Source organism: Salmonella sp. 5800 (assembly GCF_046558195.1).
Taxonomy (GTDB): Bacteria; Pseudomonadota; Gammaproteobacteria; order Enterobacterales; family Enterobacteriaceae; genus Salmonella; species Salmonella enterica.
In genome coordinates this window covers 110,923-135,787 of record NZ_JBGDOX010000001.1, presented here as the reverse complement: position 1 = coordinate 135,787, position 24,865 = coordinate 110,923, and the positions used below count along the sequence as shown (strand labels likewise).

Below are 24,865 nucleotides of genomic sequence, written 5' to 3'. Positions count from 1 at the left end.
CTGGAACGCTATTATATTGTTCGCATATTATTTTTCTTATCAGGTTTACGCTGTATTTTTGGAAAGATACCAACGTGTAATACGCACCATAAATTCATTGCCACAGGCAATCAACTCACCTTGCCCAATAATACGGTCATTTACTCTTATCGTCACCTCTGGCGCAAAACATCCACCTACAGGCAAAACGTCCCCCGTTTTAAGTTGCCGTAATTGTCCAATTTCCAGACTCGCACGTCCGATCTCAAAGAGCACCTGTTGTGGTATCTGCTCAAGTTCGACTGAAGACGTTCCGTCACTCTTTGACATTGGGCTCCCTGACGCAAGTAGCGTTTCGATATCCTGGACTAATTCGTCAAATTTCATCGTGTTATCCTCTGTCAGCAATACCCTTGCGTAGATTCCCCCTGGTAGTTGAATAGCAAAAAAACCGAGTCTGATGTCGCCAAAGCAATGAATCCGAACGCCCATGCCGATTTCGATAGACTCAAGTTCAATTAATGTAAGCTGGCACCAGCCTGAATATACAGGGACTACAATAGGAGGAGCAGGATAAATCTGTTGACGCTCAGCAGAAAGCTCTCCGACTATATTGCGCAAAAAACCCGTTGGCCATGTAAAAATAATGCTATGGAACTCATGTTCTTCAACTATCCATTTAATATGCAACGCTAGCTGATGTGGTAGATTACTGCAGGATGTTGGCGGTTCGTTCTGACAGAGGGTGGCATCACTGGCTTGCAATAACGGCGCCAGCCCCCATTCAGCTATTCCATATAGCAATTCAGGATCGATAGCCGATCGATTAGCGGTGCCAATTAACCCTTCACACCAGCGCTGCCAGCATTGTTCTGCAATCCACACCCTACCCAGCTCATTATGATAATTTATGGTAAATAATGTCCCTTGCTGTACTGGATATTGTTGCATACTCAATGTCAGCTCACCAATGGTAGCGCCTTGCGTTGGAAGCATCTCCACCCACGGACGCTCTTCATTCGCTATTCTTAACATAGAATATCTCCAGGGAAATTATATACCCCATATGCAGCAACTGAGACTCCAGCCACTGCTTTAGCGCTTTCATCGAACGGTAAATTTCATGATGAGGGACATTGATTCTTAACTGGATTAGCCCCCCTGATTCACATACTTCACACTCTACACCGTCAAGATAACCGCCACTAACACGATAACGTTGCGTGAAAACCACGTTCTTATTCAATGCTGCAGGAGGATTATTCTCACCAATGGGTAATGCCTGGTGCATGAGTTGTTCAAAGTCCATACGTTCCGCCTCCGCCTCGTTATCATCCTGATAAGACTGGCATGGCAACCCTAGACTTCCTTCAACTTTGGTAATACGCATCGCTTAATACCATAGTAATTTTTTCTTTCTTTTTCATAAGCGCATTAAAATTCTTCTGTAATTCGCTTCGCCGGGAGACAAGCTGCTGATACTGATTTTCTAACTGCTGCCGTTGCGTCAAAAAGCTCTGCGCCTGAGTGAATAGCCCGGCCATTTGTTGTTTCTTATCCAACAATAAATGACAAGATAACGTACCTTGCCAGCCCATTAATTCTTTCAGTCTGGTAGTCACTGCTAAAGCGCGCGTCTGGCAAATCTGCTGTTCCGTAATAATCGCCTGTTGCTGCTGATCAAGTACGGTAAGTTTGCCGCGTAATTGCTTTTCACGCCGCGCGATTATCTCCAGCAAAGTTTCCATGATCACTCGGTGAGTATTTGGTGTAATTTTTCTATGAGTAGCTCGGGTCCGCATACTTCATCCTTACTTTGTCGCAAAAATGTGCAAATATCCGGATAGGTATCAATGGCTTTGTCAGTATCTGTATCAACTCCTCGCTGGTATTCCCCAATGCGTATTAATAGTTCAACCTCCTGGTAAAGCGCCAGGCACCGTCGCAATATCGCCGCCAGTTGACGATGCTCATGGCTGGTAACGACTGGAAAAACGCGGCTGAGCGTTGCCAACACGTCAATGGCAGGATAATGCCCCCTCTCTGCAAGCCGTCGGGATAGCACAATATGTCCGTCAAGCAGTGAACGGACTTCATCCGCCAACGGCTCATTCATATCATCGCCTTCCACCAGTACCGTATAAAATGCGGTAATACTGCCTTTTTCTCCCATTCCTGTACGTTCTAAAAGTCGTGGCAATGCACTAAATACGCCTGGCGGATATTCTCCAGAAACTGCGGTCTCTCCGGCGGCCAGAGCGATTTCCCGCGCGGCCCTGGCATAACGCGTCAGTGAGTCGGCAAGCAAGACGACTCGCTTTCCATTATCGCGAAAAAATTCTGCTATCGTGGTGGCCACAAACAGCGCCCTCACGCGCTCTAAGGCGGGTCTGTCAGAAGTTGCGACAACAATGACACAACGTTTTCGGGTCTCTTCAGACAGTGTAAAATCGATGAATTCGCGGACTTCTCGTCCACGCTCACCAATTAACACCAGAACATTACTGTCTGCGTCTGGCGCATTACACAGCATCGCCAGAAGCGTGCTTTTCCCCACGCCAGGAGCAGAAAAAATACCCACTCGTTGCCCTTCGCCACAGGTCGCAACGCTATCAATAGCGCGAATCCCCGTCATTAATGGTTGAGTGATAGGCTGTCGAACCATTGCGGGAGGAGGCATTGCATCATAGTCTTTCCAGCAGACGTCGGGCAGTTCGCGGCCATCAAGGGGACGACCAAAGCCATCAATGACTCGCCCTAATAACGCTTCGCCCACGGGAACCTGATGGCGTCGCCTTAAGGCCGTCACTTGCTGCCCGCAGTGAAGTCCGATAGTACTCGTAAAAGGAGATAGCAAAGCTTTGCTGCCATTAATCCCCACGACTTCAGCAAGTTCTTCTCCAGGCTTTATACAGCACAACTCGCCCATAAATACCCCAGGCAACCACGCATTTAACAACGTTGCGCTGACATCCTGAATTCGGCCCCATCGACAATAACCATCAGGGGGCGGATATTTCAGCCTCAGACGTTGCATCAATTCATTCTTCATTGTCCGCCAACTCCTCTTCGCTAAGGTCAATACTTTCTACCACTTGTATAAGGCTCTCCTCTCCTAATTCCTGCCATGACAAAATCGGTACGTCGAACAAGGTGGCTTCTGTAATTTTTCGCAAGAAACGTCGGGTGTCGACAGAAGTGACAATGAATAATTTGGCTGACTGCTTCAGCGCCTGCTCGATAAGTTGCAGGATCTGCGTCTTATGACGAGACGACAGCGCAGTATAGGTCCCCATTGCCGTCTGGCGAATGGATTCACGCACGAGGTTCTCAATACCTTCGCCGATCCGCAAAATCGGCAGCGGTTTTCCTTCCGGATTAAGACGACGCAGAATATGACGGCGAAGCGCGATACGGACATATTCTGTCAACATCAGGACATCTTTTTCACGTGGCGCCCAGTCAATTAAGGTGCCGAAAATAAGACGTAAATCTCTAATAGAAACCCGTTCTGATACAAGCCGTTGCAAAGTTTCAGCGATTTTATTAATGGGTAACTGGCGCTGAAGCTCTTTCACCAGCTCAGAGTAGTTTTTTTCCATCGCATTCATTAGATAACGCGTTTCCTGAACACCAATAAACTCTCCCATATGGCGAAGCAGGACACATTTTAATAAGGCAGAGATACGTTGGCTGCCCGCGAAAACGTCCAGTCCAAAACCTTGCGCCTTATGGGCCATCTCTTTTGTAAGCCAACAGATCTGCCCCATCCCGTTCGGTAACGTCTGGCTGTCACCCACCACACTAGCGTCCGCGCCTATCAATAAATAATCCGCCTGGGCGGGGATAGATAAACTAAATACGGGTTCCTGATATAGCAGTACCGTCAATTTTTCGGTGGGTTCAGGCAAAACTTCAATATTCACCTCAGGGAGAGGGATGCCAGTATCCTCAAATAAAAACCATCTCATGGCGTCAATATCACGAATCAGGTCGGCAGAATGTAACTTCGGGGTAAGACGTAAGATTAGAGGACATGCGCCGGGAACCATACTATCTTTTTCCGGTGCTTCGACGCCATTTGCGGAAACCACAGACTTTTTGCGGCGAATGAGGATAATTGGCAATGCTAACAACGCTGAAAAGAAAGCGAGAGTGATAAAAGGAAAGCCAGGAATTAAAGCGAGGAGCATTAAAACCACAGCGGTTAATATGAGCGACTGAGGTTGTCTGGCAATTTGAGAACTCAACTCTGTCGCCAGGTTCTGGCGTTTCTCACCCGGAACACGGGTGACAATAATTCCCGCGCTAAGGGAAATCAGCAGCGATGGAATTTGCCCACATAAACCATCTCCGATTGACAGTACGCTATAAGTGTGAACAGCCTCACTCATCGACATATCATATTGTACGATAGCGATAATAATACCGCCGATAATGTTCACCAGAACAACAATAATACCGGCAATCGTATCGCCTTTAACAAATTTCATCGCACCGTCCATCGCACCGAGAAAACGGCTTTCCTGCTGGACGTGCTGTCTTAATGTACGGGCATGGTCTGCATCGATAACTCCGGCACGCAAATCGCCATCGATACTCATTTGTTTGCCTGGCATCCCATCAAGCGAGAAACGTGCGCTAACTTCCGCCACCCTCTCGATACCTTTTGTAATGACAATAAACTGCACGATAGTAATGATGGTAAATACGACCAACCCAACGGTGAGATTTCCTCCTACGACAAACTTACCGAAAGCATCCACAATATTACCGGCATTATGTTGTAACAGTACCAGCCGTGATGTGCTGATTGTGAGTGACAAACGATATAATGTAGTAATAAGTAATAAAGACGGAAATACCGATAAATCGAGAGGGTCACTAAGATAAATAGCAATTAAGAGCAGGATCACTGAAAACATAAGGTTGATAGTAATCAGGATATCAACCATCCAGGTCGGTAAAGGTAACAGCATCATCACAATAGCGATTAATAACACCGTCGCCAGAACCATATCCTGCCGACCCGCGCATACACTGAGCCACTGTTGCGCCCTGATTCCCTCACCTAACCATGAACGCATTGCGACTCCAGAAATTTTATTTGTCGATGATGTAATCGTAACCAGAGCTCGGCGGAGCTGGAAAGAGGAGGAGAACAGCTCATTGCAAGCCCATCGCGCAACAAAAATAATCGCTGCGGAATACCCTGGAACGCTGCAGGTTTCCAGTGAGTTAAGGCTTTAAAAAGCAGATCTTCGTCTAAGAAGGTTTGCTTGAGTATCTGACATAAGTGAATACGACCGTTATGATAGTTTAGATAGGTTTCATATTGTCCTTGCCGCCAGAACATATTGGTTGCTAAAGGCCGTTGAGCTAATCCTGCTAATTGAATAAAAAGCTGAATATTACGTTCAGTAATGAGATCCCAATCCATCCTGCCGCCTCATGATGAGCCAGAACGCCAATTTACCTAAATATTGAAAGCCAGGTATCAGAATAAAACCTGATTTACCTTTACTTCACGAAGCGTTTCGAGAATTTGTTCACGTTGATCTTCGTCGTTAAAACAGTTATCGGGTATCAGCATAAACTGCGCATCAAGTTGTTGGAGTAACCGATTGAACATCTTCGATGAAGAAACTATAGCGGTAAGTCTATCAAGCAACCAATCACTGAAAAGCCAACGCTCACAAATGATATCGAGTAGTAGCGGCAGTAATGTATTAGGCGGCAACTGGCAAATCCACTCCTCACGCTGGCACTCTTTTTCAAGGCCAAGGAATAACAACAAACGACGCAAACGTACTAATGCTGCGGCCAAACGACTTTGCTCCGAGGGTTCGATGCATATGCTAAGTTCAAAGGCTATTGCTCTTAGCAAAATACGGACCCGTTCACAGCGATCCGGCCAGTCTGCCACGCGTCTGAACCACTGCGATAAGGGCATTTCATCGTTGTCTATCGCTTGTTGCATAAAACGCTTCAGCGAGGACAGCGTAGCGGTATCCACTTCGCCAAGTTCCAGTAAACTAAAAACGGCAAGTTCCCATCCCTCCTCCGCTGTAAGCGTATCCAGTTGCGATTGCAAATCGCGTTTTTTCTTTTTTGACAACCCGCCGGCAGTAAGCGCCATTGCAAGAGCGATAATTTGATACGCATTCTGTAAATCAGGATCACTATTCTCTTCAGTAAGCGGACGCAACGTTGCCCCATTATCCTCCTGTATTTGTTTTATCAAACGCAGTAAAGCCTGCTGTCTGCGCTCCAGTTTCTCAGCATCCGTGAATTTATAACTTTCGCGCAGTTTACCACTCAGCGCCATTCCTATTTCTTCCATCGTCTCATAGAGCGCTGCCCCCGTCGTTTCCTGTAACTCCTGGAGAGCTAACATTGAAGGCGAAATAACCTCTTGTTCCTCTATAACCTGACCAGGGGTAAATGCTGTAGGGGGCGTCATTTTTATCTCATTAATTTTAATATTCATCGCTACCTCTTTTATCTTCACCATTACGTAACCATTTCAGTAACGCGTTGAAATGACGAGAAAGTGAAAATTCAACGGCATATCGTGTTGAGGAAAGTTCAGCCTGATCGGGAGAGAAACCAGGCTCGATAATCAACGTAAACCGCTTGCCAAAAGTTTCACGCATCAATGCCTCTTTTTCAGGATGAATACGCAAATAAAGCGCTCCCTCTTCCGCCATAGCCGTGGCCTGGCGTGCCAGACGATGGCACATAACACTGTCTACCGACTGTTGGTCGAACCAGGCCAACAGAACCTGTTCTATACTATTTTTAATATGATGCGCTGCTTGATCGACCAATGAACGAAATTGATTTTCATCTTCTTGTAAATGTTTTACATGCTGTTCCAGCCATTCCACTTCCATTTTTTCCAGCGTATTTTTACGCAACCACGCTAGTTCTTGTTGCTGCTCAACTTTCTGTTCACGCTGATAACGATAGGCGTCTCGGATGATTTTTTCAGCCTTACGGTAAGCGGAGCTCACAATAGCATGTGAAACTCTCTTAGCTTGTTGCTCTTGTGCAAATAAAGTTAATTGTAATGTTATCCACGGTGACTCAATAATATTTCGAGCGGGTAGCTTATGGTTAATTTCCGTCAGAGGAAGTGAAGTAAAACTCATAGCAAATGCTCCATGAAGATAATCTCGGTAAGAGAAGTCTTCGGCCAAAGTATACGCTGCGGAGGGGGTAATAATACTAATAGCGCATGTAAAACCGCATCATCATGCGCTTCCCGATTAAGAATGGCGGTACCGATCTGCAATGCAGTTTGTTGCATCACTTGCGGAGGAAGTAATTTGCCATCTTTTTGCCCCAACCAACCATATAGCTGCCAGATCTCATCCTCGCTAAACCACTGTAGAAGCAATTGCCGATACTCTGGTAGCATAAAATAGTCACTACACCTGAGTTTGAATAATCCCAGCCCAAAGGCAAATGCCGATATACGCGGCGCAAGACGAACCTGCCGTTTTTGCCTGTCATTTAAACAGGCTGGAATAACAGAGCTTCCCCTTAGTCTATTTAACGCTCTGTCAAGAAGACGATCCAATTCGGGCCGATTGCCATAACGCCAGCAGTTTGAAAGATGAAAGCCCAGCTTATCCAGCCATTCCGGTACAGCGTAACGAGCAGGTTGCCAAAAATAACGATAAAGTTGCAACACCTCGGGATCAGGTCGGCTCAAAAACGGCGTCTCAGGCAAAAATAGCCGATCAGGATGCCCACTCCTAATAACAGTCCTGTCAACGATAACATCAACTGATAAGGGTATTTCATCAACCACTTCACCACCTTCCCTTTATTGGCGTTGATCACGTCCATAATCCAGAATGTTTGTCTCGCGGGTACATCAGGTACCATTCTGAATTCAGCAGGCTGCATCAAGATACTAATCTTACTGTATTGCAACCCAGGGATTGACATCTCTATTAAATCTTTAATTTTTACCCGAAAGGCCTCCATATTGACCTGAGGTGAATATTTTATAAATACGGCAACTGAGCTCGGAGAAGCGTTACTTCCCTCATCATAAGTCGGTAGCGCAATGGTCACTTTTGCATTAATCACGCCCTCCATCTGACTCAGCATTCCTTCAATTCTTTGTTCTTTTAAAAAATTAATCTTCTGCTGTTCTTCCTGGGGTGATACCACTAACTGATTAGCCGGAAACATCTTATCCGCCGTTGTAAACTGCCTATGCGGATAACCGTTAAGTCTAAGTAGCTCAACCGCATTAATAAACTGCGACTGCTCGACACGTAAGGTTACACCATCCTCTTCCTGCTTTTTTTCCGCATCAATATGATGCTGCATAAGTAATGCCAGCATTTGATTCGCCTCATCTTCTGGCAATGAGCGATAAAGATCCACATCACATGCCGTAAGAAAGAACGTAAGGACAGTAAGAAATACTATACGCTGAACCTTCATGTCATGCTATCCAGCTTATTAAGCGCTTGCGATGCTGCGCCTGATATTCTGGCAAGATAATCGACGCCTACCGTTAACTGCATATAATCCATTTGTCTGGTCAACATAACCTGCGGTAATAAAGCACTGGCGTTACTGGTGGATGCATCATCTTTCAGCAATTGTTCAAAAAAATTAATTTGCTCCTGGCTCGGTTCTGCAGAGGACTTTACATAAGATTGAGTGCTTACAGGCACTACGCTCATATCAGAAATATTCAATTTTCAAACCCCTCATTTGGTGCAGGAAATAACAGACGCAGCGCCATAGCCTCTGGCAAATCAATATCCGATAAAATTTTCGCGGCTTTTAGCGGCTCATTTAAACCCGCCAACAATAATGCCAGACATACCAACTGTAATTTTTTATCCGGAACAATAACCGTTAGCGCTGGTAACATCGCATGTACCTGGGAAATCAGGCTATGGTTAACGCCCGCAAACATGATTTCCAGCAGCAACCGTCGAACATCGTCGCTAATAACTTCAGATTTTAGCAATGATTCCACTAAGCATATCCTTGATCATTTTGATCAGTGAACTTTCGTAATTAATAAATGTAGAATACTGCTGTAAGGCAAATTGCGCTTTAATCATCGATTCTGGGTTGAGCAAATCATTACCATTCATTTTGTCATTAATGGCCTGACCTGCCTGGTGCGCCATGTGGGAGAGCATATCCACTAATTGTGCAATATCCATAATGCTTTTCCTTAAAATAAAAACATCATAAGGATACTGGCAACATAGCAAAATTTAGAAAGCAATGAACATCCGGTATATACCTGAAAACGATTACTCCGGCGCACGTTGTTCTGGCGTCACCTGAGCCAGCAAACGATATAATGGGCTGCTGACCTGCATACCGGTCATTGCCATCCCATCCATACCGAAGCGAGTAAAACCCATTAGTCCGTAGGTAATATCATTAAGACGCTCTAATAAATGAAGCTGTAGTCCCAAACTACCACTCCAGTATGAATGCGTCATTACCGTCGCGGTTAAGGCTAATCTACCGCCCAGGGAGACGGCTTTAGCAATCGCCATACTTTTGCGTTGATTGGCGAAACAATTAGCAATATAAAAAACGGCATTGCCTATACTGTCGTGAGCCATAGGTAAATGATGTTTATGATGGTAGATAAGACAGGCGACATCCGCGATGGCAATAGCAAGGCCAATTCCCGCCAGGGCTAAGAGCGGTGCGCCTCCACCACTTAGCACTGTTAATGCTATTCCAGCGGAACAGCATAAAATCTGTCCGCCCAAAATAACCGTTTGCCAACTAAAAATTTCTTTTGGAAAACACTCTATCACTCGTTTCGCAAGTCCGGCCAATAACCGCTCTTTTCCTTGTTGAGGACCTATTCTACCACTCTCCATATTGGTTTCCGGATGTGGCAATGAGGGACATGGAGGTGATTCCTCAGGCGCGTTAACAGGACGTTGCCCTGCTACCTGAGCATTTGGGCTAACAGGTTTCATGGTTCTCCCCGAGATGTATGACCAGAACTGTCCATTAATGCAGGTGCAGTAGCAGATTGACAGAGCGATGCCATTTGTTCCGCCAATAACGCACTGGGATCGGCATGAAGTTCATCAACAGAATTTTCCTGATCGTCGCCAGAGGGGCGGGCAAGGCAATAATCCAGTACCGCACCTATCGCCGTCAGGCTAACGGAGGTAATTACACTCCCCATGTCCAAAGAGGCTGCTATATTTTCAGCCGTGGGCAGTGGAAACTGTAGGGGTAAAACCAACATAGAAATAGCGATTCCTGAACGTATTAATAAAGAAAGACAATTAGCAAGAGTGTTAGCGCAGTTAAGACTTGCCCCACATTTTAAGGCCAGCGCACTGACCACAAGAGCAACGCTATCACTGGCGGTTTGTAACGGCTCCTTTTGCTGACATATCAATTGATAATTATGATACGCACAGCAAGCATCCCCAATAGCAATCACGAGCGCCGCCCCCGCAAGAATAGCAATGGGTAATCCTGCCCCGCCAGAAATTACCGCTGCAGCAACCGATAACCCAAACACGACTGTCGCACCCAGCGCACGAATAGTGTATTGCATAAAATGTATAGCATAATCCCTCTGCTGCCTTATTTGTTCAGGCGTAAGCAGCACAGGGGCTGCGGGGGTGCCAGGGGCTGGAATTTCAGGGGGAGGAAACGATACCTCCTTCGCTTGTATATCGGAAGGAGGACTATTACCATCGACTATATTACTTGCCGCTGACGGAATATGAATTTTCATATTTCGTTCTGTTATTTAAGCAATAAGAGTATCAACCATTATTTGCGCATTCTGGCGAATCTCACTCCATGAGGCATCCGCATAACTCATCTTGATTGCGGTTTGAAAAGCCTCTCTCGCCAACCCGGGTTCCCCCATCATTTTGAGACAGACGCCCGTTTGGTAAACCGGTTCTGGATGGCTGGCATCCAGCATTAAGGCATGTCCATAGAAATTAATGGCCGTCGTGTATTCTTTAAGCATCATCCAGGTGCCAGCTAATGCAATATGGGCACGCCAACTCCATGGCTGGGCCATCACCAGCCAGCTAAAATCGATTACGGCGCGCGAATAATCCCCCTCCTGCCATGAGGCGTAACCACTGGCATAAACGGTTTCGGGATCAACGGATAATAGCTGTTTCAGAATGTCTTCGGGTATTTTATTTTTCTGATCTTCTTTCATCATCATACCTATTGATTGTTATTTTCACGTGATAATGATTTACGTCAGGAAGGTTATTTAAAAACGTCGCTGGATAAGATGCTCGGCGGATAAAACTGTCCAGTTATCGCCATCAAGCTGTGTAAAGGTCGCTCCCATTACTGTCAGGATGCGCAATAATTTCCTGCGTAGCATGGCTTTTTTTTCATCCAGAACGTCGGTGATTATCAACATCTTTAAACATGTTAACTGCGGGTGATGCACAAATATCCCGCGTAAAAGTCCCAGTAAGCGAAACAATTGCTGTGGTCGAGGTTGCCCGGGCGTCAGGCGCCTGAACTCACAAATAATCATTTCTTTTGCCTCAATACGATAGATCACCAGGTAAGGCGATAATATAAACTGTTGCCCAAGTAATATGGCGGTCTCCCCTAAATATGCAGGCTCAGTAAACACCTGATGCCGACGCAACCATTGCTCTATTTCTTGCACCATGTTTACCTCGTTAATGCCCGGAGTATTTCAGCAAGAACCGCGACCAGTGACGACCCCACGCCCATGATTTGTTGCATAATTTCAGTTGCTTTCTCCATAATTTCCGTCAGGGATTTATTATAAGATTGGGCCCCATTTTGTTGCAGGTCGGCAATCGCTTTATCCTGATCACTTTGACGTTGCGCTACACCAGCCCCCAGGCCCATGACGCCCCCAGCTGTGTGGCCTACGGCTTGACCCGCTATAAGACCGGTTTCCCCGCCTACAGCCCCTAATCCTATCGTCAGCACGCCCGACAATATTGCACCACCCGCAGTAATCATTGATGCTCTAAACGCTTCATCAATTGTTTTCATTTGCGTCTGTAAAACATTGACTTGCAGTTCCCAGCCCAGCCGTTGTTTTACTACGTTATAGCTGCGCATGATATCGCGCAACTTTTTGGCAAGCTCCATTAGCTTCGTCCAGATATCATCAAATAACAGAAGCATTGATTCAGTACCCATTCCCTCCCCGGAGGGAGCTTGACTGGAAGAAGGCGTTAACAAGGAAGGTGCTGGTAATACCAGTGCTACGTTACTCGCTTCCATATTTTTATCCTCAGATTAAGCGCGACAGCCAGCTATTCTCGCCTGAACGCTACTATAGTGATCAATGGTATCTAATACATCTCTAAGCGCGGCACCGCTACTCTTATAAAGCTCCTCTAAGCGTTTTTGTTCTATCTTTTTTTGGTCTTCCGTTTGTTGCATTATGAAATCCAGAAACCGTTGCTGAGTTATTAATTGCTCTATTTTCTTTTCGAGCTTCGCTTTTTCTGTGTTAACCATGCCAGTATTCATCTGACTGGCGCCCTCGGTTGCACATCTGATAGCCTGTAAGCCTTTAAATGAACAATCCCTCAGTAAGGCATACAGGATTTTTTTGAACATATTCCAGAGAACTTTCTTACGAAAATTTTTTAACAGAAATTTTTCCCCTTCTTGCGCATATTTTTCCAGGGCTTCTTTTGCCGCTTCTTTTGCCATGGCTTTCACCCCCTCTTTCGTAAAGCTTTTTCCCGCGCTTCGCGTCATATTATTTTCTACCTTACGAGAAAACTCAGCAGACTCCTCTTCCATCTCGCCCGGCGAAACCATTTCACGTTCAATCGCCTCAAATTGTTTGGAAAAATTTTCGCTCACCTCTTCGCCAAACTTTTCAGCCAACTCCTCTATTTCTCCTTCCCCTGCACCTACCATACGCTCAACCATTTCTTCGCCTAAGCCGGAGTCAAGCACTTTTGCAGCTGCGCCAGATAAGCCTCTCGTCGCCATAAAAGCACGGCCAATCTGGAAAACATCCAGTGCCAGCGCGACGGCTTCACAACCAAATTGAATCTTACTTGTCACGTCAATAATTGCCTGACAGGTATCGTGGTCAGCACCGCACATCATTGCCGTTTCGGCTCCGGCTTTAACCATTCCTGCACAACCTGCGGCTATATAAGCTACCCCGCTAGCCATTTCTGCGGGATTACCGGACAGAAAACCCTCCACAACTTTTAAGGCGCCAATCACAGTTTCAAATATGCCGGTAATCCAGTCAAAAATAGCGCCAAAAATGCCCGCTTTACGCGCTTTATCCTCCTGCTCTATCGCTTTCTGGATCTGCTCCTGATACTCCTTTACCTGCTTATCACGTAATGCATTTTGCACCTCAGTTGCCCGCTCAAGCTGTTGGCATAACGATTGAGCGTTATTACCAAAGACGCTGAGTATTAATGTCGTCATCAACATTGATAAAACCGCGGGATTGGTCTGCAAAAAGTCAGGCAATGATGGACGCTTATGATTTCCGGGTACGGCATCAAGCAGTTGCTTCAACGCATTGCTTGCCTCCTGAAGACTAATTTTCCCTGATAACAGGCACGCGGCGTTGCCATCGCCAAAAGTAGAATTCACACGATGCTGGCGCTTTCCCAGCGAACCCGAGGAAACGCAACTGACATTGCTTAAGTGATGATGTGTTAAGGCGGTTACTCCTGCGGCGCTGTCGCTATTACTGTGAATTCGATTCATTTTTAGCTCCTGTCAGAAAGTTGCTGTAACATCTTTTCTGCACGCAGTCGGAGGATTTGATGTTCACTGACCTCGCCGCAAATACGCACCACGGCCTTTAGCGCTTTTATTGCATAACAGACGTTATCACACGCGAGATAGCATTCCGCTGCGGCCCATGGCGCCTGCGGTGCATCAATCTTAATTTGTGCCGCTCGTCCATAAGCGTATATCGCTTCCCCCCAATGTTTTTGAGCCTGGCAGCATTCCCCTAACCTAAACCAGTAGTCAAATGACCAGGCATCATATATCGTCAACAATTGAAAAAGTCGCGCTGCGCCGGCGAACTCTTTTACCTCCATAAGCTGCATGGCATAGCGATACAGAGTATTAAGCGGCTGTGTAACATCGTCATCCAACAACATACGCAGCGAGCCGCCACGCCGGAAAAACCGCATCGTGTCATGTGCCTGTTGTAGGGTCGGGTCTTTTTTCATGAGTACGTTTTCTGCGCTATCATACTGGAAATTTCCCCCCACTTACTGATAAGCCCCGTCAGTTGGGTAAGGACAGCGTTAAGCTCCTGAGACATTTTTTGAATTGTTATCTGCCCCTGACTCATAAGATCCGTATTCCGGTTGGCGTCATTATCCAAAGCCGCTTTGACCGCCTGTAGACCACCTTTATCCAGCTTCCCATGATCGCCATATTTAGCCATATAATCCTCAATGGTCATACCATCGATGAGAATACCGTGTTCATGCATGTATTTAATTACGTCCTCAGGCACCTCCTCTTTGGTTTTAGCATCTCCCTTGGCTGCTTTAGCAATCACCTCATCCATCTCATTTGACTTTTCCTGGGTATTTCTGGCACGTTCAGCGTTCTTCTGGACTTCAATAAATTTATCGTTTGCAATAGCCTGAATAACCATAAGGAGAATAAGCAAAACACCATACCCTTCGGCAAACGGATTTTGCTGGGATAAGTCATCCTGCCCCCCGGTATCAGTGTTGCTGACGCCGAAACTATTTTTAAACACAATAGGGTTTTGACTTCCCCATAAGATGTTTCCTGAAGACATTATGCTTTACCTTTTTGTTTTTCCTGACGGTATCTCCACCGGGGCTTGAGCATTAAGTTGTTTCAGTCGTACTTCAAGTTGTTTAAACAAACGTACTATTTTCTTTAAATCCTTCTCGGCCTCCTGGTTAACCCCGGCAACGCCTTGTGGAAATAGGTTATGAAGAATACTCTCTGTCTCTCTGCTCTTTTGGGGGCTCTCTGCCCTTTCAGCAAGCTGTTGACTCACCTTAGCCCTGATTTGGTGAAATTTTTTAAGACAGTGATTTAGCTGCATGTAACTTTGCTCTAAATCACGATATTCACTAAACGCAGCCTTTTTCTTTATCATCATTCCCCTCCATATACACGATAGATAATTAACGTGCTAACTAAGAGCCTATCCCATTAGAGCTATTTTACTTGCCATTTTGGACCTGGGCAGTGCTCAAAATCCTCACGTACTACGTGTACGCTCCGGTTTTTGCGCGCTATCCGTGTCCAGGCTGGCTGCGCCAATTAACGCCTGGTGGGATAGGCTCTAAGATATTTTTACTTTACTCTTGCTCACTCACTACAAGTGCGCTGTTATGGTAACGATAATAAATAATGTTGATGATATTTTCGGCCTGCTCGATCGCTTCAAGCAATAAGGTGTTTTGCTGATATTGCTGCGGATCCTGTAACTTACCGTTGTTCTCTTCTAACTGTTTCCGGGCAGCCCTTAATTGTAAAATTATGCCTTTGGCCTCTTCACGCGAATGAAGCAGCAAATCTTCTAACCGGGTCAGAGTTGTCATTTTCCACTCACTTAAAATCTAATGGATAGTTAATCAAAGTATCATTATGTTTAATCGTTACCACATCGGCGCTCAGATGGACAATTTCTCCCCCATTGGGTAACAATGCCCCTACACGTAAACGCTCTTTATTCGTCAGTAATAAGTAATTACCATGGCGACTCTGTACAAAGCCAGCCACTGGCGCAGGCAGATACTTGCTTTCATCATGAGAAGGCGCAATATCCTGATAAATTAAAGAAAGAGCGGGGTCCTTTTTCTTTAATGCTGCTAACGTTTCTTGCAAAATGCGTTGATGAGATTCATCCAGTACACCACTGATAACAAAAGAGCGCCGCATTGGCGTAACATTGACAAGCCCCACTAAACCGTTCTCTATTATCGCAGAAATAATATCATCCCCCTGAGACTGATGAGAATGACTAATCTGCCAGTGCAATAACCCGGGAATATCTGCAAGTAATGGTTGAACCTTACGCCATTGCTGATCCATTTGTATATCATCATGAATTAACACGCTTCCCGGCCCTTCGCTGGATACTTCAGCATGCGGGTAACCCATTTTTATCAAAACATCCTGCACTTCTCGTACCAATAAGTCATCACAGATTACACCATCCCGATACATGACCCCCCATGATTCGAGAGTCGCTCTCACCTTTTGCATCTGTTCGCTTGACGAGCAATAACCGGACAACTGCAGGCTGCCATCTTCTTTCCATTGCGCCCGCACATAATGAATATTGCTTTTGTCTAATAAAAACTTAACCCGCAAAGGTAAGTCATTTACCGTTTCAGGCTGACCGCCAATACTTAACAGGACACCCATTCCACCGATGAAAATCAAGAATACGCCAGCCAACCACCAGTACCCTGATCTGGAAACGGGTATTTGATAATCAGCAAGTTCACAATCCTGTTTACCAAACGCGATAGCCACTCCCGCAACCTGCAAAACCCCACTGGATGGTAGCGGCTTATTTGGATTAAATCTGCGGCCGTTAACTTTAACTCTGGCTTTCCCGGCATCAACAAATAAACTATCTGCCTGTTCTCTCAGAATAATTTTTTCATTTATAGTAAGCGGAATACAAATATCGCATCCTTTCTCCCCCAGTGACAGGTTACCTTCATTCAGCCATACTTCCCGGCCTTGTAAGGCGTGACCTAAAAAACGTATTTTCCATGAACTCTTTGGATTAACCATGAGATATGCCATTATTTACTACTGAGGCTTTAATCAAAAAAAGCCTGATTACACTATGTACTTGAGTCGTATCATTGCGAAACAAATGACCTACGACAGGAATATCGCCCAATAAAGGAATTTTGTTTTGCGAGTGGATTTGTTTACCTTGTTTAAATCCTCCCAGCAATAGACTTTGTCCGGCCAATAATGTGGCCTGCGAAGCAATTTCAGAATTTTGCACTTCGGGCAGCGGGTCTGTTTCGCTTTGCGTATCACTTTGTTGTCCATCCTGAATATTAAGATTAAGCATTATTTTTTGCGTGCCATTGTCATTTAACAAGCGAGGTGTAACGCGCAACAAAGAACCCGTAGTGATGGATTCAAGTTTAGCCACTTTTTCTCCCTGCAGTTTGGTATAGAAAGTAATATTCTTATCCAGCACAGCCTGGATATTATTTAAAGTCACCACAGATGGCTGGGAAAGTACATAAGCCTGAGAGCTTTTTTCCAGGGCATTCAAACGCACCATAAAGTTTGAGGTATCGCTGATTACCGTTGAAAAACCGCTAGCTCCACCGTCATTCAAACCTGTATTGAACGCAATTTTCTTGCCACCCAGCGACACTGCCGTTCCCCAGTCGATGCCTAACTGGTTAATATCTCCAGCATTAACATCGATAATTTTCACCGAAATCTCTATCATCTGCTGGCGTTGATCTAATTCTGTGATGAGTTTCCGATACCCGGCCATATTGGCCGCATAATCACGAACGATCACTGCATTCTGGCGTGGGTCGGCAGCAAACATGGGCAATGCCTGTGTAGCGGGTGAACCATTGTTCGTCGATGACGCCGGGACGCTGGTTTTACTCATCTCACGCAATACACTCACGACCCCAGGAACCACGACGGACTGATCGCGATATTGGTATTGGGTATCCATCGCAGTGGCATACTTAAGCGTATATATACTTACACTCACCGCACTGTCTTTTCGTTTGATTAACGCATTATCCAGCACTGAAGCTAATTGACTAATACGGGTCAGGCAACTGGGAACACCGCTCACCTCCACAGCGCTGGTACCGGTAATTTCTTTAACCTCGCATCCCGGTGATGAAAGGATATTCTGGCTGCGTAAGTAATGAATGAACCGCCCAGTAGATAAAATATTGAAAGTGATAACCTGATGTTTTAATAACGATGCAGGATATACATATAACATGCTGCCATCAAACCAGGTAAGCAAATCATATTGTGCTGCCAGGTTATTCAAAATATCGACCGGTGGTCCAGGCGGAATTTTTCCACTAAATGTAGCTGTTATCAATGGGCTAATAGTAATAGCCGTATCATAGTTCTCTGAGAGCAGATGTAAAACCTCTGCTAATGGCATTTGTCTGGCATAAAGGGTGAAGTCATTACCTTTCCATGATAACTCATCACTCTTTGCCGTATTGAGTATAAATAGTAAAATTAAAATTAAACGTTTATTTACTACCATTTTATACCCCACCCGAATAAAGTTTATGGTGATTGCGTATTACATTTTTTAAAATGCAAGTTAAAGCCAGGTGTTTTTCTATCTCAATAGCAATAAGCTCAGAGCTACTACTTGTGGTATAATAACCGTTTAACCATCCCCCATCCGCTGTGAGCTGTATAGCATAATCATGGACGTCCGGGTGTGCTGCAAGCAGTAGTGTCACATAGGCAAGACAAGGCTTAGGTAAGCTTTCCAGGTCATTTAAGAACAAAGAAATAGAAAATGCTTCTGAGAAAATTTCTCCTCTGGCAGGGTGCCCATCAATAGTCATTATCCAGGATCGGCTATTACCTTCGGCCTTGATATCCTGAATTAATGGAATGCCTTTTAAAACTGCCAGCATGAATCCCTCCTCAGACATAAATGGGAGTTTCTATCAAATTCGCTCACAACCACATCCGTAAAAAGCCTGATTCACATTTATTTCGACTATACTCTTCTTGTACAATATCAGGATGCTGTCTACATATACCTTGTCACAGGCGATTCTATCATTCGGATTTTCCGATAAATTCACAATTACACTTTCAGCATTGACATAAAAAATTACAATTTGAAAAATTATTTATTAAATAAACTGTTACGATGTTTTTACATCGCCACCTTATTAAAAAGTAATTGTAGTCATCGACTGGGTTATATATGAAGAAATTTATCTTCCTAATGATAACACCATCGATTAATCTTCTGATGAAACTATATGTACTGCGATAGTGATCAAGTGCCAAAGATTTTGCAACAGGCAACTGGAGGAAAGCATTATGAATTTGCTCAATCTCAAGAATACGCTGCAAACATCTTTAGTAATCAGGCTAACTTTTTTATTTTTATTAACAATAATAATTATTTGGCTGCTATCTGTGCTTACCGCAGCTTATATATCAATGATTCAGAAACGGCAGCATATAATAGAGGATTTATCCGTTCTATCCGAGATGAATATTGTACTAAGCAATCAACGGTTTGAAGAAGCTGAACGTGATGCTAAAAATTTAATGTATCAATGCTCATTAGCGACTGAGATTCATCATAACGATATTTTCCCTGAGGTGAGCCGGCATCTTTCTGTCGGTCCTTCAAATTGCACGCCGACGCTAAACGGAGAGAAGCACCGTCTCTTTCTGCAGTCCTCTGATATCGATGAAAAAAGCTTTCGTCGCGATAGTTTTATTCTTAACCATAAAAATGAGATTTCGTTATTATCTACTGATAACCCTTCAGATTATTCAACTCTACAGCCTTTAACGCGAAAAAGCTTTCCTTTATACCCAACCCATGCCGGGTTTTACTGGAGTGAACCAGAATACATAAACGGCAAAGGATGGCACGCTTCCGTTGCGGTTGCCGATCCGCAAGGCGTATTTTTTGGGGTGACGGTTAAACTTCCCGATCTCATTACTAAGAGCCACCTGCCATTAGATGATAGTATTCGAGTATGGCTGGATCAAAACAACCACTTATTGCCGTTTTCATACATCCCGCAAAAAATACGTACACAGTTAGAGAATGTAACGCTGCATGATGGATGGCAGCAAATTCCCGGATTTCTGATATTACGCACAACCTTGCATGGCCCCGGATGGAGTCTGGTTACGCTGTACCCATACGGTAATCTACATAATCGCATCTTAAAAATTATCCTTCAACAAATCCCCTTTACATTAACAGCATTGGTGTTGATGACGTCGGCTTTTTGCTGGTTACTACATCGCTCACTGGCCAAACCGTTATGGCGTTTTGTCGATGTCATTAATAAAACCGCAACTGCACCGCTGAGCACACGTTTACCAGCACAACGACTGGATGAATTAGATAGTATTGCCGGTGCTTTTAACCAACTGCTTGATACTCTACAAGTCCAATACGACAATCTGGAAAACAAAGTCGCAGAGCGCACCCAGGCGCTAAATGAAGCAAAAAAACGCGCTGAGCAAGCTAACAAACGTAAAAGCATTCATCTTACGGTAATAAGTCATGAGTTACGTACTCCGATGAATGGCGTACTCGGTGCGATTGAATTATTACAAACCACCCCTTTAAACATAGAGCAGCAAGGATTAGCTGATACCGCCAGGAATTGTACACTGTCTTTGTTAGCTATTATTAATAATCTGCTGGATTTTTCACGCATCGAGTCTGGTCATTTCACATTACATATGGAAGAAACAGCGTTACTGCCGTTACTGGACCAGGCAATGCAAACCATCCAGGGGCCGGCGCAAAGCAAAAAACTGTCATTACGTACTTTTGTCGGTCAACATGTCCCTCTCTATTTTCATACCGACAGTATCCGTTTACGGCAAATTTTGGTTAATTTACTCGGGAACGCGGTAAAATTTACCGAAACCGGAGGGATACGTCTGACTGTCAAGCGTCATGAGGAACAATTAATATTTCTGGTTAGCGATAGCGGTAAAGGGATTGAAATACAGCAGCAGTCTCAAATCTTTACTGCTTTTTATCAAGCAGACACAAATTCGCAAGGTACAGGAATTGGACTGACTATTGCGTCAAGCCTGGCTAAAATGATGGGCGGTAATCTGACACTAAAAAGTGTCCCCGGGGTTGGAACCTGTGTCTCGCTAGTATTACCCTTACAAGAATACCAGCCGCCTCAACCAATTAAAGGGACACTGTCAGCGCCGTTCTGCCTGCATCGGCAACTGGCTTGCTGGGGAATACGCGGTGAACCACCCCACCAGCAAAATGCGCTTCTCAACGCAGAGCTTTTGTATTTCCCCGGAAAACTCTACGACCTGGCGCAACAGTTAATATTGTGTACACCAAATATGCCAGTAATAAATAATTTGTTACCACCCTGGCAGTTGCAGATTCTTTTGGTTGATGATGCCGATATTAATCGGGATATCATCGGCAAAATGCTTGTCAGCCTGGGCCAACACGTCACTATTGCCGCCAGTAGTAACGAGGCTCTGACTTTATCACAACAGCAACGATTCGATTTAGTACTGATTGACATTAGAATGCCAGAAATAGATGGTATTGAATGTGTACAATTATGGCACGATGAGCCGAATAATTTAGATCCTGACTGCATGTTTGTGGCGCTATCCGCTAGCGTAGCGACAGAAGATATTCATCGTTGTAAAAAAAATGGGATTCATCATTACATTACAAAACCAGTGACATTGGCTACCTTAGCTCGCTATATCAGTATTGCCGCAGAATACCAGCTTTTACGAAATATAGAGCTACAGGAGCAGGATCCAAGTCGCTGCTCAGCGCTACTGGCGACAGATGATATGGTCATTAATAGCAAGATTTTCCAATCACTGGACCTCTTGCTGGCTGATATTGAAAATGCCGTATCGGCTGGACAAAAAATCGATCAGTTAATTCACACATTAAAAGGCTGTTTAGGTCAAATAGGGCAGACTGAATTGGTATGCTATGTCATAGACATTGAGAATCGCGTAAAAATGGGGAAAATCATCGCGCTGGAGGAACTAACCGACTTACGCCAGAAAATACGTATGATCTTCAAAAACTACACCATTACTTAATATTATCTTAATTTTCGCGAGGGCAGCAAAATGAAAGAATATAAGATCTTATTAGTAGACGATCATGAAATCATCATTAACGGCATTATGAATGCCTTATTACCCTGGCCTCATTTTAAAATTGTAGAGCATGTTAAAAATGGTCTTGAGGTTTATAATGCCTGTTGCGCATACGAGCCTGACATACTTATCCTTGATCTTAGCTTACCTGGCATCAATGGCCTGGATATCATTCCTCAATTACATCAGCGTTGGCCAGCAATGAATATTCTGGTTTACACAGCATACCAACAAGAGTATATGACCATTAAAACTTTAGCCGCAGGTGCTAATGGCTATGTTTTAAAAAGCAGTAGTCAGCAAGTTCTGTTAGCGGCATTGCAAACAGTCGCAGTAAACAAGCGTTACATTGACCCGACGTTGAATCGGGAAGCTATCCTGGCTGAATTAAAGGCTGACACGACCAATCATCAACTGCTTACTTTGCGCGAGCGTCAGGTTCTTAAACTTATTGACGAGGGGTATACCAATCATGGGATCAGCGAAAAGCTACATATCAGTATAAAAACCGTCGAAACACATCGGATGAATATGATGAGAAAGCTACAGGTTCATAAAGTGACAGAGTTACTTAACTGCGCCCGAAGAATGAGGTTAATAGAGTATTAACCAGGGGCATCCGATGGTATTAAGCATTGGTCATATTTTGATGAGCCTTACGCCACGCAGTATTGCTCATCATCGACAAAATCCATACGGATGCCCTGGTATGCCGCACCATTTATCACTACCTTAGTCTTCATTTAATCATGATATAGTAGAATCCCCTTATTTAACGGGCTTTACCATGTCGTATTCTATCGGCGAATTTGCCAGACTATGCGGTATCAATGCCGCCACGCTAAGGGCATGGCAGCGACGCTATGGTTTATTGAAACCGCAGCGTACTGATGGCGGGCATCGCTTATACAGCGATGACGATATTCGACAAGCGCTTAGCATCCTCGACTGGGTGAGAAAAGGCGTACCGATAAGTCAGGTCAAACCCTTACTGTCGCGTCCGGTCATTCGCCTGGGCGATAACTGGATAACGATTCAGGAGACGATGCTTCAACATCTCCACGAAGGGCGAATTGACGCGCTGCGGCAGTTGATTTATGACTGTGGCCGGGAATATCCCCGCGCAGAACTGGTGACCCATTTATTGCGTCCGTTGCGCAGCAAAGTGTCCGCGCATCTTCCCGCCGTGATGACGCTGCGCGAAATACTGGATGGCATCATTATTGCCTACACCTCTTTTTGCCTTGAAGGCGACAGAAAAGCGCCTGGCAACAATGCTTTTATTAGCGGATGGCATCTCTCGGATCACTGTGAAATCTGGCTGGAAGCGTTGACTCGTACCGGACAAGAGCTGCGGCTCAATGTGCTTCCCTCTCCACCAGCCGTTCTGGCGCCCGAGCTGTTCGCCCAGAGAAAATGGTTCCTGGTGACCACCGGCAAGCTCACTGCCGGGCAGAAAAAACAGCTTGCCCAGTGGCGCAACGTGGTCGCTTCGCTGGAGGTTATCACACTATAAGCGCTGAAATAGATTTCTTCCCCTCATTCTATCTTATTGATATTTAAGTACATCAAAAAAATCTCCGCGAAAACTTAGACAAAAAAACAAAGTTGTGTAAGTTTTAAATCAGCGTGAGATAACATTTTGCGCCGTTGGCGTCAGTCGTCGTACTTTCAATAAGGGGGAATCATGAATAACAAACCCGTAGTCGGCATTAGCGGATGTCTGACTGGCGCCGCGGTACGCTTTGATGGCGGACATAAGCGTATGGATTTTGTCATGAACTCTCTGGCGCCGTGGGTGGCCTACAAACCGATCTGCCCGGAGGTGGCGATCGGCCTGCCCGTGCCCCGCCCTGCGCTGCGTCTTATCCAGACGACCTGTGGCGACATTCGGATGCGCTATAGCCATGCCCCGCACGATGACGTCACCGAGCGAATGAATGCCTTTGCCGATCGGTTTCTGCCAACAATAGGCGAACTGGCGGGGTTTATTGTGTGTGCAAAATCGCCCAGTTGCGGAATGGAGCGCGTTCGCCTGTATGATGAAAAGGGTAACAGGGGCCGCAAAGCTGGCACGGGGCTGTTTACCGCCGCGATGATGGACAAATATCCCTGGCTGCCGATAGAGGAAGATGGTCGCCTGCACGATCCGGTACTACGCGAGAATTTCATCGCACGTATCTTCGCGCTACATGAATTAAATGCGCTACGCGCGCAGGGCTTGAGTCGTCACAGTTTGCTCGCGTTTCATAGCCGATATAAACTTCAGCTTCTCGCCCACCACCAGGCCGGCTACCGCGAAATTGGCCCTTTCGTCGCGCGTCTGCATGAGTGGGACGATCTGGATGCCTTCTTTGTCCGATACAGAGAAAAACTGATGGCTATCCTGCGCCACCCCGCTTCACGTAAAAATCACACCAATGTGCTGATGCATATCCAGGGCTATTTTCACCGCGCGTTGAACAGCAGGCAACGCGCGGAATTACGCGAGGTGATTCTCGGCTACCGGGCGGGCCGACTACCTATCCTGGCACCGTTAACGCTGCTGAAGCACTATCTGGCGGAACATCCGGATGACTATCTACGCAGCCAGAATTATTTTGAGCCGTACCCTGATACATTAGGGCTGCGCCTAGCCATCACCTGATAACCCTGCGCATCGCTAACGGCGGGTAACCAGCCCGCCATGGTGACAATCGCGACAATTCAAAGGCGATTTCGTTATTGCCACCCTGATAGCGGCTATGACCGCGCCAGAGCGTTAATCACGGTTTCCATAGCCTGTTTTTCTAACGCGCTACGTTGGATGCGTTGATTCGCCAGCGCGGTTCTTAACACGCCCGCAATAACAATATATTTAGGCTCCTGCCCCAGATCGCGCATTTCCAGCACGACCTTGCCCACCACCCGGCACATCTCGCGGTACAGTTCGTCATCTTTTGTCGGTTTTGTCATACGTTTTACTCGTCGCCAGCTCAAA

General features: G+C 45.4%; 31 protein-coding genes. 4 read left to right on the top strand and 27 right to left on the bottom strand.

Annotated features, from left to right (window positions below):
* Positions 1 to 45 precede the first annotated feature (45 nt).
* From ssaQ to spiC, 26 genes are all read right to left on the bottom strand, one after another.
* The gene (ssaQ, locus tag ACLJZ5_RS00670) at positions 46 to 1,014 is read right to left on the bottom strand and encodes an SPI-2 type III secretion system cytoplasmic ring protein SsaQ (RefSeq protein WP_023205901.1); all 969 of its coding nucleotides are present in this window, start codon (positions 1,012 to 1,014) and stop codon (positions 46 to 48) included.
* Complete coding sequence (ssaP, locus tag ACLJZ5_RS00665) at positions 995 to 1,369, bottom strand: SPI-2 type III secretion system apparatus protein SsaP (protein WP_001223304.1); 375 nt, start codon at positions 1,367 to 1,369, stop codon at positions 995 to 997. The genes ssaQ and ssaP overlap by 20 nt, the downstream gene beginning before the upstream one ends.
* Positions 1,350 to 1,727: an SPI-2 type III secretion system apparatus protein SsaO gene (gene ssaO / locus ACLJZ5_RS00660; protein WP_000449092.1), complete on the bottom strand. Its 378-nt coding sequence runs from the start codon at positions 1,725 to 1,727 to the stop codon at positions 1,350 to 1,352. Before ssaO ends, ssaP begins: the two co-directional genes overlap by 20 nt.
* 2 nt (positions 1,728 to 1,729) lie before the next feature.
* A complete protein-coding gene (gene ssaN, locus ACLJZ5_RS00655) occupies positions 1,730 to 3,031 on the bottom strand; it encodes a SctN family type III secretion system ATPase SsaN (RefSeq protein WP_000787223.1) in 1,302 nt (433 codons plus the stop codon).
* Positions 3,021 to 5,066 (bottom strand): SPI-2 type III secretion system apparatus protein SsaV, encoded by a 2,046-nt coding sequence (gene ssaV / locus ACLJZ5_RS00650; protein ID WP_024798047.1) that lies wholly within the window; start codon positions 5,064 to 5,066, stop codon positions 3,021 to 3,023. Before ssaV ends, ssaN begins: the two co-directional genes overlap by 11 nt.
* Positions 5,051 to 5,419 carry an SPI-2 type III secretion system apparatus protein SsaM gene (gene ssaM / locus ACLJZ5_RS00645; protein WP_000383706.1) on the bottom strand — a complete coding sequence of 123 codons (369 nt, stop codon included), beginning with the start codon at positions 5,417 to 5,419 and terminating at the stop codon, positions 5,051 to 5,053. Before ssaM ends, ssaV begins: the two co-directional genes overlap by 16 nt.
* A gap of 57 nt (positions 5,420 to 5,476) precedes the next feature.
* Positions 5,477 to 6,493 (bottom strand): SPI-2 type III secretion system apparatus protein SsaL, encoded by a 1,017-nt coding sequence (gene ssaL / locus ACLJZ5_RS00640; RefSeq protein WP_000238886.1) that lies wholly within the window; start codon positions 6,491 to 6,493, stop codon positions 5,477 to 5,479.
* Positions 6,459 to 7,133 (bottom strand): SPI-2 type III secretion system apparatus protein SsaK, encoded by a 675-nt coding sequence (ssaK, locus tag ACLJZ5_RS00635; protein ID WP_000011191.1) that lies wholly within the window; start codon positions 7,131 to 7,133, stop codon positions 6,459 to 6,461. The genes ssaL and ssaK overlap by 35 nt, the downstream gene beginning before the upstream one ends.
* Positions 7,130 to 7,678, bottom strand: coding sequence for a type III secretion system domain-containing protein (locus ACLJZ5_RS00630; RefSeq protein WP_024798046.1), 549 nt, complete (start codon positions 7,676 to 7,678; stop codon positions 7,130 to 7,132). Before ACLJZ5_RS00630 ends, ssaK begins: the two co-directional genes overlap by 4 nt.
* 17 nt (positions 7,679 to 7,695) lie before the next feature.
* Entirely contained in the window at positions 7,696 to 8,445 is a 750-nt protein-coding gene (gene ssaJ, locus ACLJZ5_RS00625; RefSeq protein ID WP_000868145.1) for an SPI-2 type III secretion system apparatus lipoprotein SsaJ, read from the bottom strand.
* The gene (ssaI, locus tag ACLJZ5_RS00620; RefSeq protein ID WP_001562742.1) at positions 8,442 to 8,690 is read right to left on the bottom strand and encodes a SctI family type III secretion system inner rod subunit SsaI; all 249 of its coding nucleotides are present in this window, start codon (positions 8,688 to 8,690) and stop codon (positions 8,442 to 8,444) included. The genes ssaJ and ssaI overlap by 4 nt, the downstream gene beginning before the upstream one ends.
* Before the next feature lie 11 nt (positions 8,691 to 8,701).
* Positions 8,702 to 8,992, bottom strand: coding sequence for an EscG/YscG/SsaH family type III secretion system needle protein co-chaperone (locus tag ACLJZ5_RS00615; RefSeq protein ID WP_000444713.1), 291 nt, complete (start codon positions 8,990 to 8,992; stop codon positions 8,702 to 8,704).
* The gene (gene ssaG / locus ACLJZ5_RS00610) at positions 8,970 to 9,185 is read right to left on the bottom strand and encodes a type III secretion system needle filament protein SsaG (protein ID WP_000350226.1); all 216 of its coding nucleotides are present in this window, start codon (positions 9,183 to 9,185) and stop codon (positions 8,970 to 8,972) included. Before ssaG ends, ACLJZ5_RS00615 begins: the two co-directional genes overlap by 23 nt.
* 93 nt (positions 9,186 to 9,278) lie before the next feature.
* Positions 9,279 to 9,968, bottom strand: coding sequence for a pathogenicity island 2 effector protein SseG (sseG, locus tag ACLJZ5_RS00605; RefSeq protein ID WP_000805832.1), 690 nt, complete (start codon positions 9,966 to 9,968; stop codon positions 9,279 to 9,281).
* Positions 9,965 to 10,747 (bottom strand): type III secretion systems effector SseF, encoded by a 783-nt coding sequence (sseF, locus tag ACLJZ5_RS00600; protein ID WP_024798045.1) that lies wholly within the window; start codon positions 10,745 to 10,747, stop codon positions 9,965 to 9,967. The genes sseG and sseF overlap by 4 nt, the downstream gene beginning before the upstream one ends.
* A 15-nt stretch (positions 10,748 to 10,762) precedes the next feature.
* The gene (sscB, locus tag ACLJZ5_RS00595; RefSeq protein WP_000979963.1) at positions 10,763 to 11,197 is read right to left on the bottom strand and encodes a SycD/LcrH family type III secretion system chaperone SscB; all 435 of its coding nucleotides are present in this window, start codon (positions 11,195 to 11,197) and stop codon (positions 10,763 to 10,765) included.
* Between the two features lie 51 nt (positions 11,198 to 11,248).
* Positions 11,249 to 11,665 (bottom strand): LcrR family type III secretion system chaperone SseE, encoded by a 417-nt coding sequence (sseE, locus tag ACLJZ5_RS00590; protein WP_023209473.1) that lies wholly within the window; start codon positions 11,663 to 11,665, stop codon positions 11,249 to 11,251.
* Positions 11,666 to 11,667: 2 nt separating this feature from the next.
* Positions 11,668 to 12,255, bottom strand: coding sequence for an SPI-2 type III secretion system translocon protein SseD (gene sseD / locus ACLJZ5_RS00585; RefSeq protein WP_000388317.1), 588 nt, complete (start codon positions 12,253 to 12,255; stop codon positions 11,668 to 11,670).
* 15 nt (positions 12,256 to 12,270) lie between these two features.
* Positions 12,271 to 13,725, bottom strand: a complete 1,455-nt coding sequence (sseC, locus tag ACLJZ5_RS00580) for an SPI-2 type III secretion system translocon protein SseC (RefSeq protein ID WP_024798044.1) — start codon at positions 13,723 to 13,725, stop codon at positions 12,271 to 12,273.
* Positions 13,726 to 13,727: 2 nt separating this feature from the next.
* Positions 13,728 to 14,201 (bottom strand): SycD/LcrH family type III secretion system chaperone SscA, encoded by a 474-nt coding sequence (gene sscA, locus ACLJZ5_RS00575; protein WP_000711023.1) that lies wholly within the window; start codon positions 14,199 to 14,201, stop codon positions 13,728 to 13,730.
* Positions 14,198 to 14,788, bottom strand: a complete 591-nt coding sequence (sseB, locus tag ACLJZ5_RS00570; RefSeq protein WP_024798043.1) for an SPI-2 type III secretion system translocon protein SseB — start codon at positions 14,786 to 14,788, stop codon at positions 14,198 to 14,200. The genes sscA and sseB overlap by 4 nt, the downstream gene beginning before the upstream one ends.
* Before the next feature lie 6 nt (positions 14,789 to 14,794).
* Positions 14,795 to 15,121, bottom strand: a complete 327-nt coding sequence (gene sseA / locus ACLJZ5_RS00565; RefSeq protein WP_024798042.1) for an SPI-2 type III secretion system chaperone SseA — start codon at positions 15,119 to 15,121, stop codon at positions 14,795 to 14,797.
* Between the two features lie 202 nt (positions 15,122 to 15,323).
* Positions 15,324 to 15,566 (bottom strand): YscE family type III secretion system co-chaperone SsaE, encoded by a 243-nt coding sequence (gene ssaE, locus ACLJZ5_RS00560; RefSeq protein WP_000210202.1) that lies wholly within the window; start codon positions 15,564 to 15,566, stop codon positions 15,324 to 15,326.
* Between the two features lie 7 nt (positions 15,567 to 15,573).
* Complete coding sequence (ssaD, locus tag ACLJZ5_RS00555; RefSeq protein WP_000323782.1) at positions 15,574 to 16,785, bottom strand: SctD family type III secretion system inner membrane ring subunit SsaD; 1,212 nt, start codon at positions 16,783 to 16,785, stop codon at positions 15,574 to 15,576.
* The gene (gene spiA / locus ACLJZ5_RS00550; protein WP_000261289.1) at positions 16,766 to 18,259 is read right to left on the bottom strand and encodes an SPI-2 type III secretion system protein SpiA; all 1,494 of its coding nucleotides are present in this window, start codon (positions 18,257 to 18,259) and stop codon (positions 16,766 to 16,768) included. Before spiA ends, ssaD begins: the two co-directional genes overlap by 20 nt.
* 1 nt (position 18,260) lies before the next feature.
* Positions 18,261 to 18,662: an SPI-2 type III secretion system protein SpiC gene (gene spiC, locus ACLJZ5_RS00545; protein WP_001562740.1), complete on the bottom strand. Its 402-nt coding sequence runs from the start codon at positions 18,660 to 18,662 to the stop codon at positions 18,261 to 18,263.
* A gap of 400 nt (positions 18,663 to 19,062) precedes the next feature.
* Here spiC and ACLJZ5_RS00540 point away from each other — a divergent pair, with 400 nt between their 5' ends.
* The 4 genes from ACLJZ5_RS00540 (at position 19,063) to mlrB (ending at position 24,532) form a co-directional block, all read left to right on the top strand.
* A complete protein-coding gene (locus ACLJZ5_RS00540; protein ID WP_024798041.1) occupies positions 19,063 to 21,825 on the top strand; it encodes a two component system sensor kinase in 2,763 nt (920 codons plus the stop codon).
* 30 nt (positions 21,826 to 21,855) lie between these two features.
* The gene (locus ACLJZ5_RS00535) at positions 21,856 to 22,494 is read left to right on the top strand and encodes a two component system response regulator (RefSeq protein WP_000666334.1); all 639 of its coding nucleotides are present in this window, start codon (positions 21,856 to 21,858) and stop codon (positions 22,492 to 22,494) included.
* A gap of 178 nt (positions 22,495 to 22,672) precedes the next feature.
* Positions 22,673 to 23,401: a MerR family transcriptional regulator gene (locus ACLJZ5_RS00530; RefSeq protein ID WP_000122320.1), complete on the top strand. Its 729-nt coding sequence runs from the start codon at positions 22,673 to 22,675 to the stop codon at positions 23,399 to 23,401.
* Positions 23,402 to 23,572: 171 nt separating this feature from the next.
* Complete coding sequence (mlrB, locus tag ACLJZ5_RS00525; protein ID WP_001060717.1) at positions 23,573 to 24,532, top strand: transcriptional regulator MlrB; 960 nt, start codon at positions 23,573 to 23,575, stop codon at positions 24,530 to 24,532.
* A gap of 95 nt (positions 24,533 to 24,627) precedes the next feature.
* On the opposite strand, the gene fumD is transcribed toward mlrB, so the two are convergent.
* Positions 24,628 to 24,840, bottom strand: coding sequence for a fumarate hydratase FumD (gene fumD / locus ACLJZ5_RS00520; protein ID WP_000165779.1), 213 nt, complete (start codon positions 24,838 to 24,840; stop codon positions 24,628 to 24,630).
* Positions 24,841 to 24,865 lie beyond the last annotated feature (25 nt).

Bases quoted from the DNA above. Each gene is read 5' to 3' on its own strand.
- ssaK (WP_000011191.1), bottom strand. From the start codon at position 7,133: ATGAGTTTTACTTCACTTCCTCTGACGGAAATTAACCATAAGCTACCC.
- ACLJZ5_RS00530 (WP_000122320.1), top strand. From the start codon at position 22,673: ATGTCGTATTCTATCGGCGAATTTGCCAGACTATGCGGTATCAATGCC.
- ACLJZ5_RS00535 (WP_000666334.1), top strand. From the start codon at position 21,856: ATGAAAGAATATAAGATCTTATTAGTAGACGATCATGAAATCATCATT.
- sseA (WP_024798042.1), bottom strand. From the start codon at position 15,121: ATGATGATAAAGAAAAAGGCTGCGTTTAGTGAATATCGTGATTTAGAG.
- ssaP (WP_001223304.1), bottom strand. From the start codon at position 1,369: ATGCGTATTACCAAAGTTGAAGGAAGTCTAGGGTTGCCATGCCAGTCT.
- ssaV (WP_024798047.1), bottom strand. From the start codon at position 5,066: ATGCGTTCATGGTTAGGTGAGGGAATCAGGGCGCAACAGTGGCTCAGT.
- ssaI (WP_001562742.1), bottom strand. From the start codon at position 8,690: ATGAGCGTAGTGCCTGTAAGCACTCAATCTTATGTAAAGTCCTCTGCA.
- ssaL (WP_000238886.1), bottom strand. From the start codon at position 6,493: ATGGTGAAGATAAAAGAGGTAGCGATGAATATTAAAATTAATGAGATA.
- ssaN (WP_000787223.1), bottom strand. From the start codon at position 3,031: ATGAAGAATGAATTGATGCAACGTCTGAGGCTGAAATATCCGCCCCCT.
- sseG (WP_000805832.1), bottom strand. From the start codon at position 9,968: ATGAAACCTGTTAGCCCAAATGCTCAGGTAGCAGGGCAACGTCCTGTT.
- ssaQ (WP_023205901.1), bottom strand. From the start codon at position 1,014: ATGTTAAGAATAGCGAATGAAGAGCGTCCGTGGGTGGAGATGCTTCCA.
- ssaO (WP_000449092.1), bottom strand. From the start codon at position 1,727: ATGGAAACTTTGCTGGAGATAATCGCGCGGCGTGAAAAGCAATTACGC.
- sseE (WP_023209473.1), bottom strand. From the start codon at position 11,665: ATGGTGCAAGAAATAGAGCAATGGTTGCGTCGGCATCAGGTGTTTACT.
- sseD (WP_000388317.1), bottom strand. From the start codon at position 12,255: ATGGAAGCGAGTAACGTAGCACTGGTATTACCAGCACCTTCCTTGTTA.
- fumD (WP_000165779.1), bottom strand. From the start codon at position 24,840: ATGACAAAACCGACAAAAGATGACGAACTGTACCGCGAGATGTGCCGG.
- ssaG (WP_000350226.1), bottom strand. From the start codon at position 9,185: ATGGATATTGCACAATTAGTGGATATGCTCTCCCACATGGCGCACCAG.
- spiC (WP_001562740.1), bottom strand. From the start codon at position 18,662: ATGTCTGAGGAGGGATTCATGCTGGCAGTTTTAAAAGGCATTCCATTA.
- sseB (WP_024798043.1), bottom strand. From the start codon at position 14,788: ATGTCTTCAGGAAACATCTTATGGGGAAGTCAAAACCCTATTGTGTTT.
- ssaM (WP_000383706.1), bottom strand. From the start codon at position 5,419: ATGGATTGGGATCTCATTACTGAACGTAATATTCAGCTTTTTATTCAA.
- sscA (WP_000711023.1), bottom strand. From the start codon at position 14,201: ATGAAAAAAGACCCGACCCTACAACAGGCACATGACACGATGCGGTTT.
- ACLJZ5_RS00540 (WP_024798041.1), top strand. From the start codon at position 19,063: ATGAATTTGCTCAATCTCAAGAATACGCTGCAAACATCTTTAGTAATC.
- sscB (WP_000979963.1), bottom strand. From the start codon at position 11,197: ATGATGATGAAAGAAGATCAGAAAAATAAAATACCCGAAGACATTCTG.
- ssaJ (WP_000868145.1), bottom strand. From the start codon at position 8,445: ATGAAGGTTCAGCGTATAGTATTTCTTACTGTCCTTACGTTCTTTCTT.
- sseF (WP_024798045.1), bottom strand. From the start codon at position 10,747: ATGAAAATTCATATTCCGTCAGCGGCAAGTAATATAGTCGATGGTAAT.
- mlrB (WP_001060717.1), top strand. From the start codon at position 23,573: ATGAATAACAAACCCGTAGTCGGCATTAGCGGATGTCTGACTGGCGCC.
- ssaE (WP_000210202.1), bottom strand. From the start codon at position 15,566: ATGACAACTCTGACCCGGTTAGAAGATTTGCTGCTTCATTCGCGTGAA.
- ssaD (WP_000323782.1), bottom strand. From the start codon at position 16,785: ATGGCATATCTCATGGTTAATCCAAAGAGTTCATGGAAAATACGTTTT.
- spiA (WP_000261289.1), bottom strand. From the start codon at position 18,259: ATGGTAGTAAATAAACGTTTAATTTTAATTTTACTATTTATACTCAAT.
- sseC (WP_024798044.1), bottom strand. From the start codon at position 13,725: ATGAATCGAATTCACAGTAATAGCGACAGCGCCGCAGGAGTAACCGCC.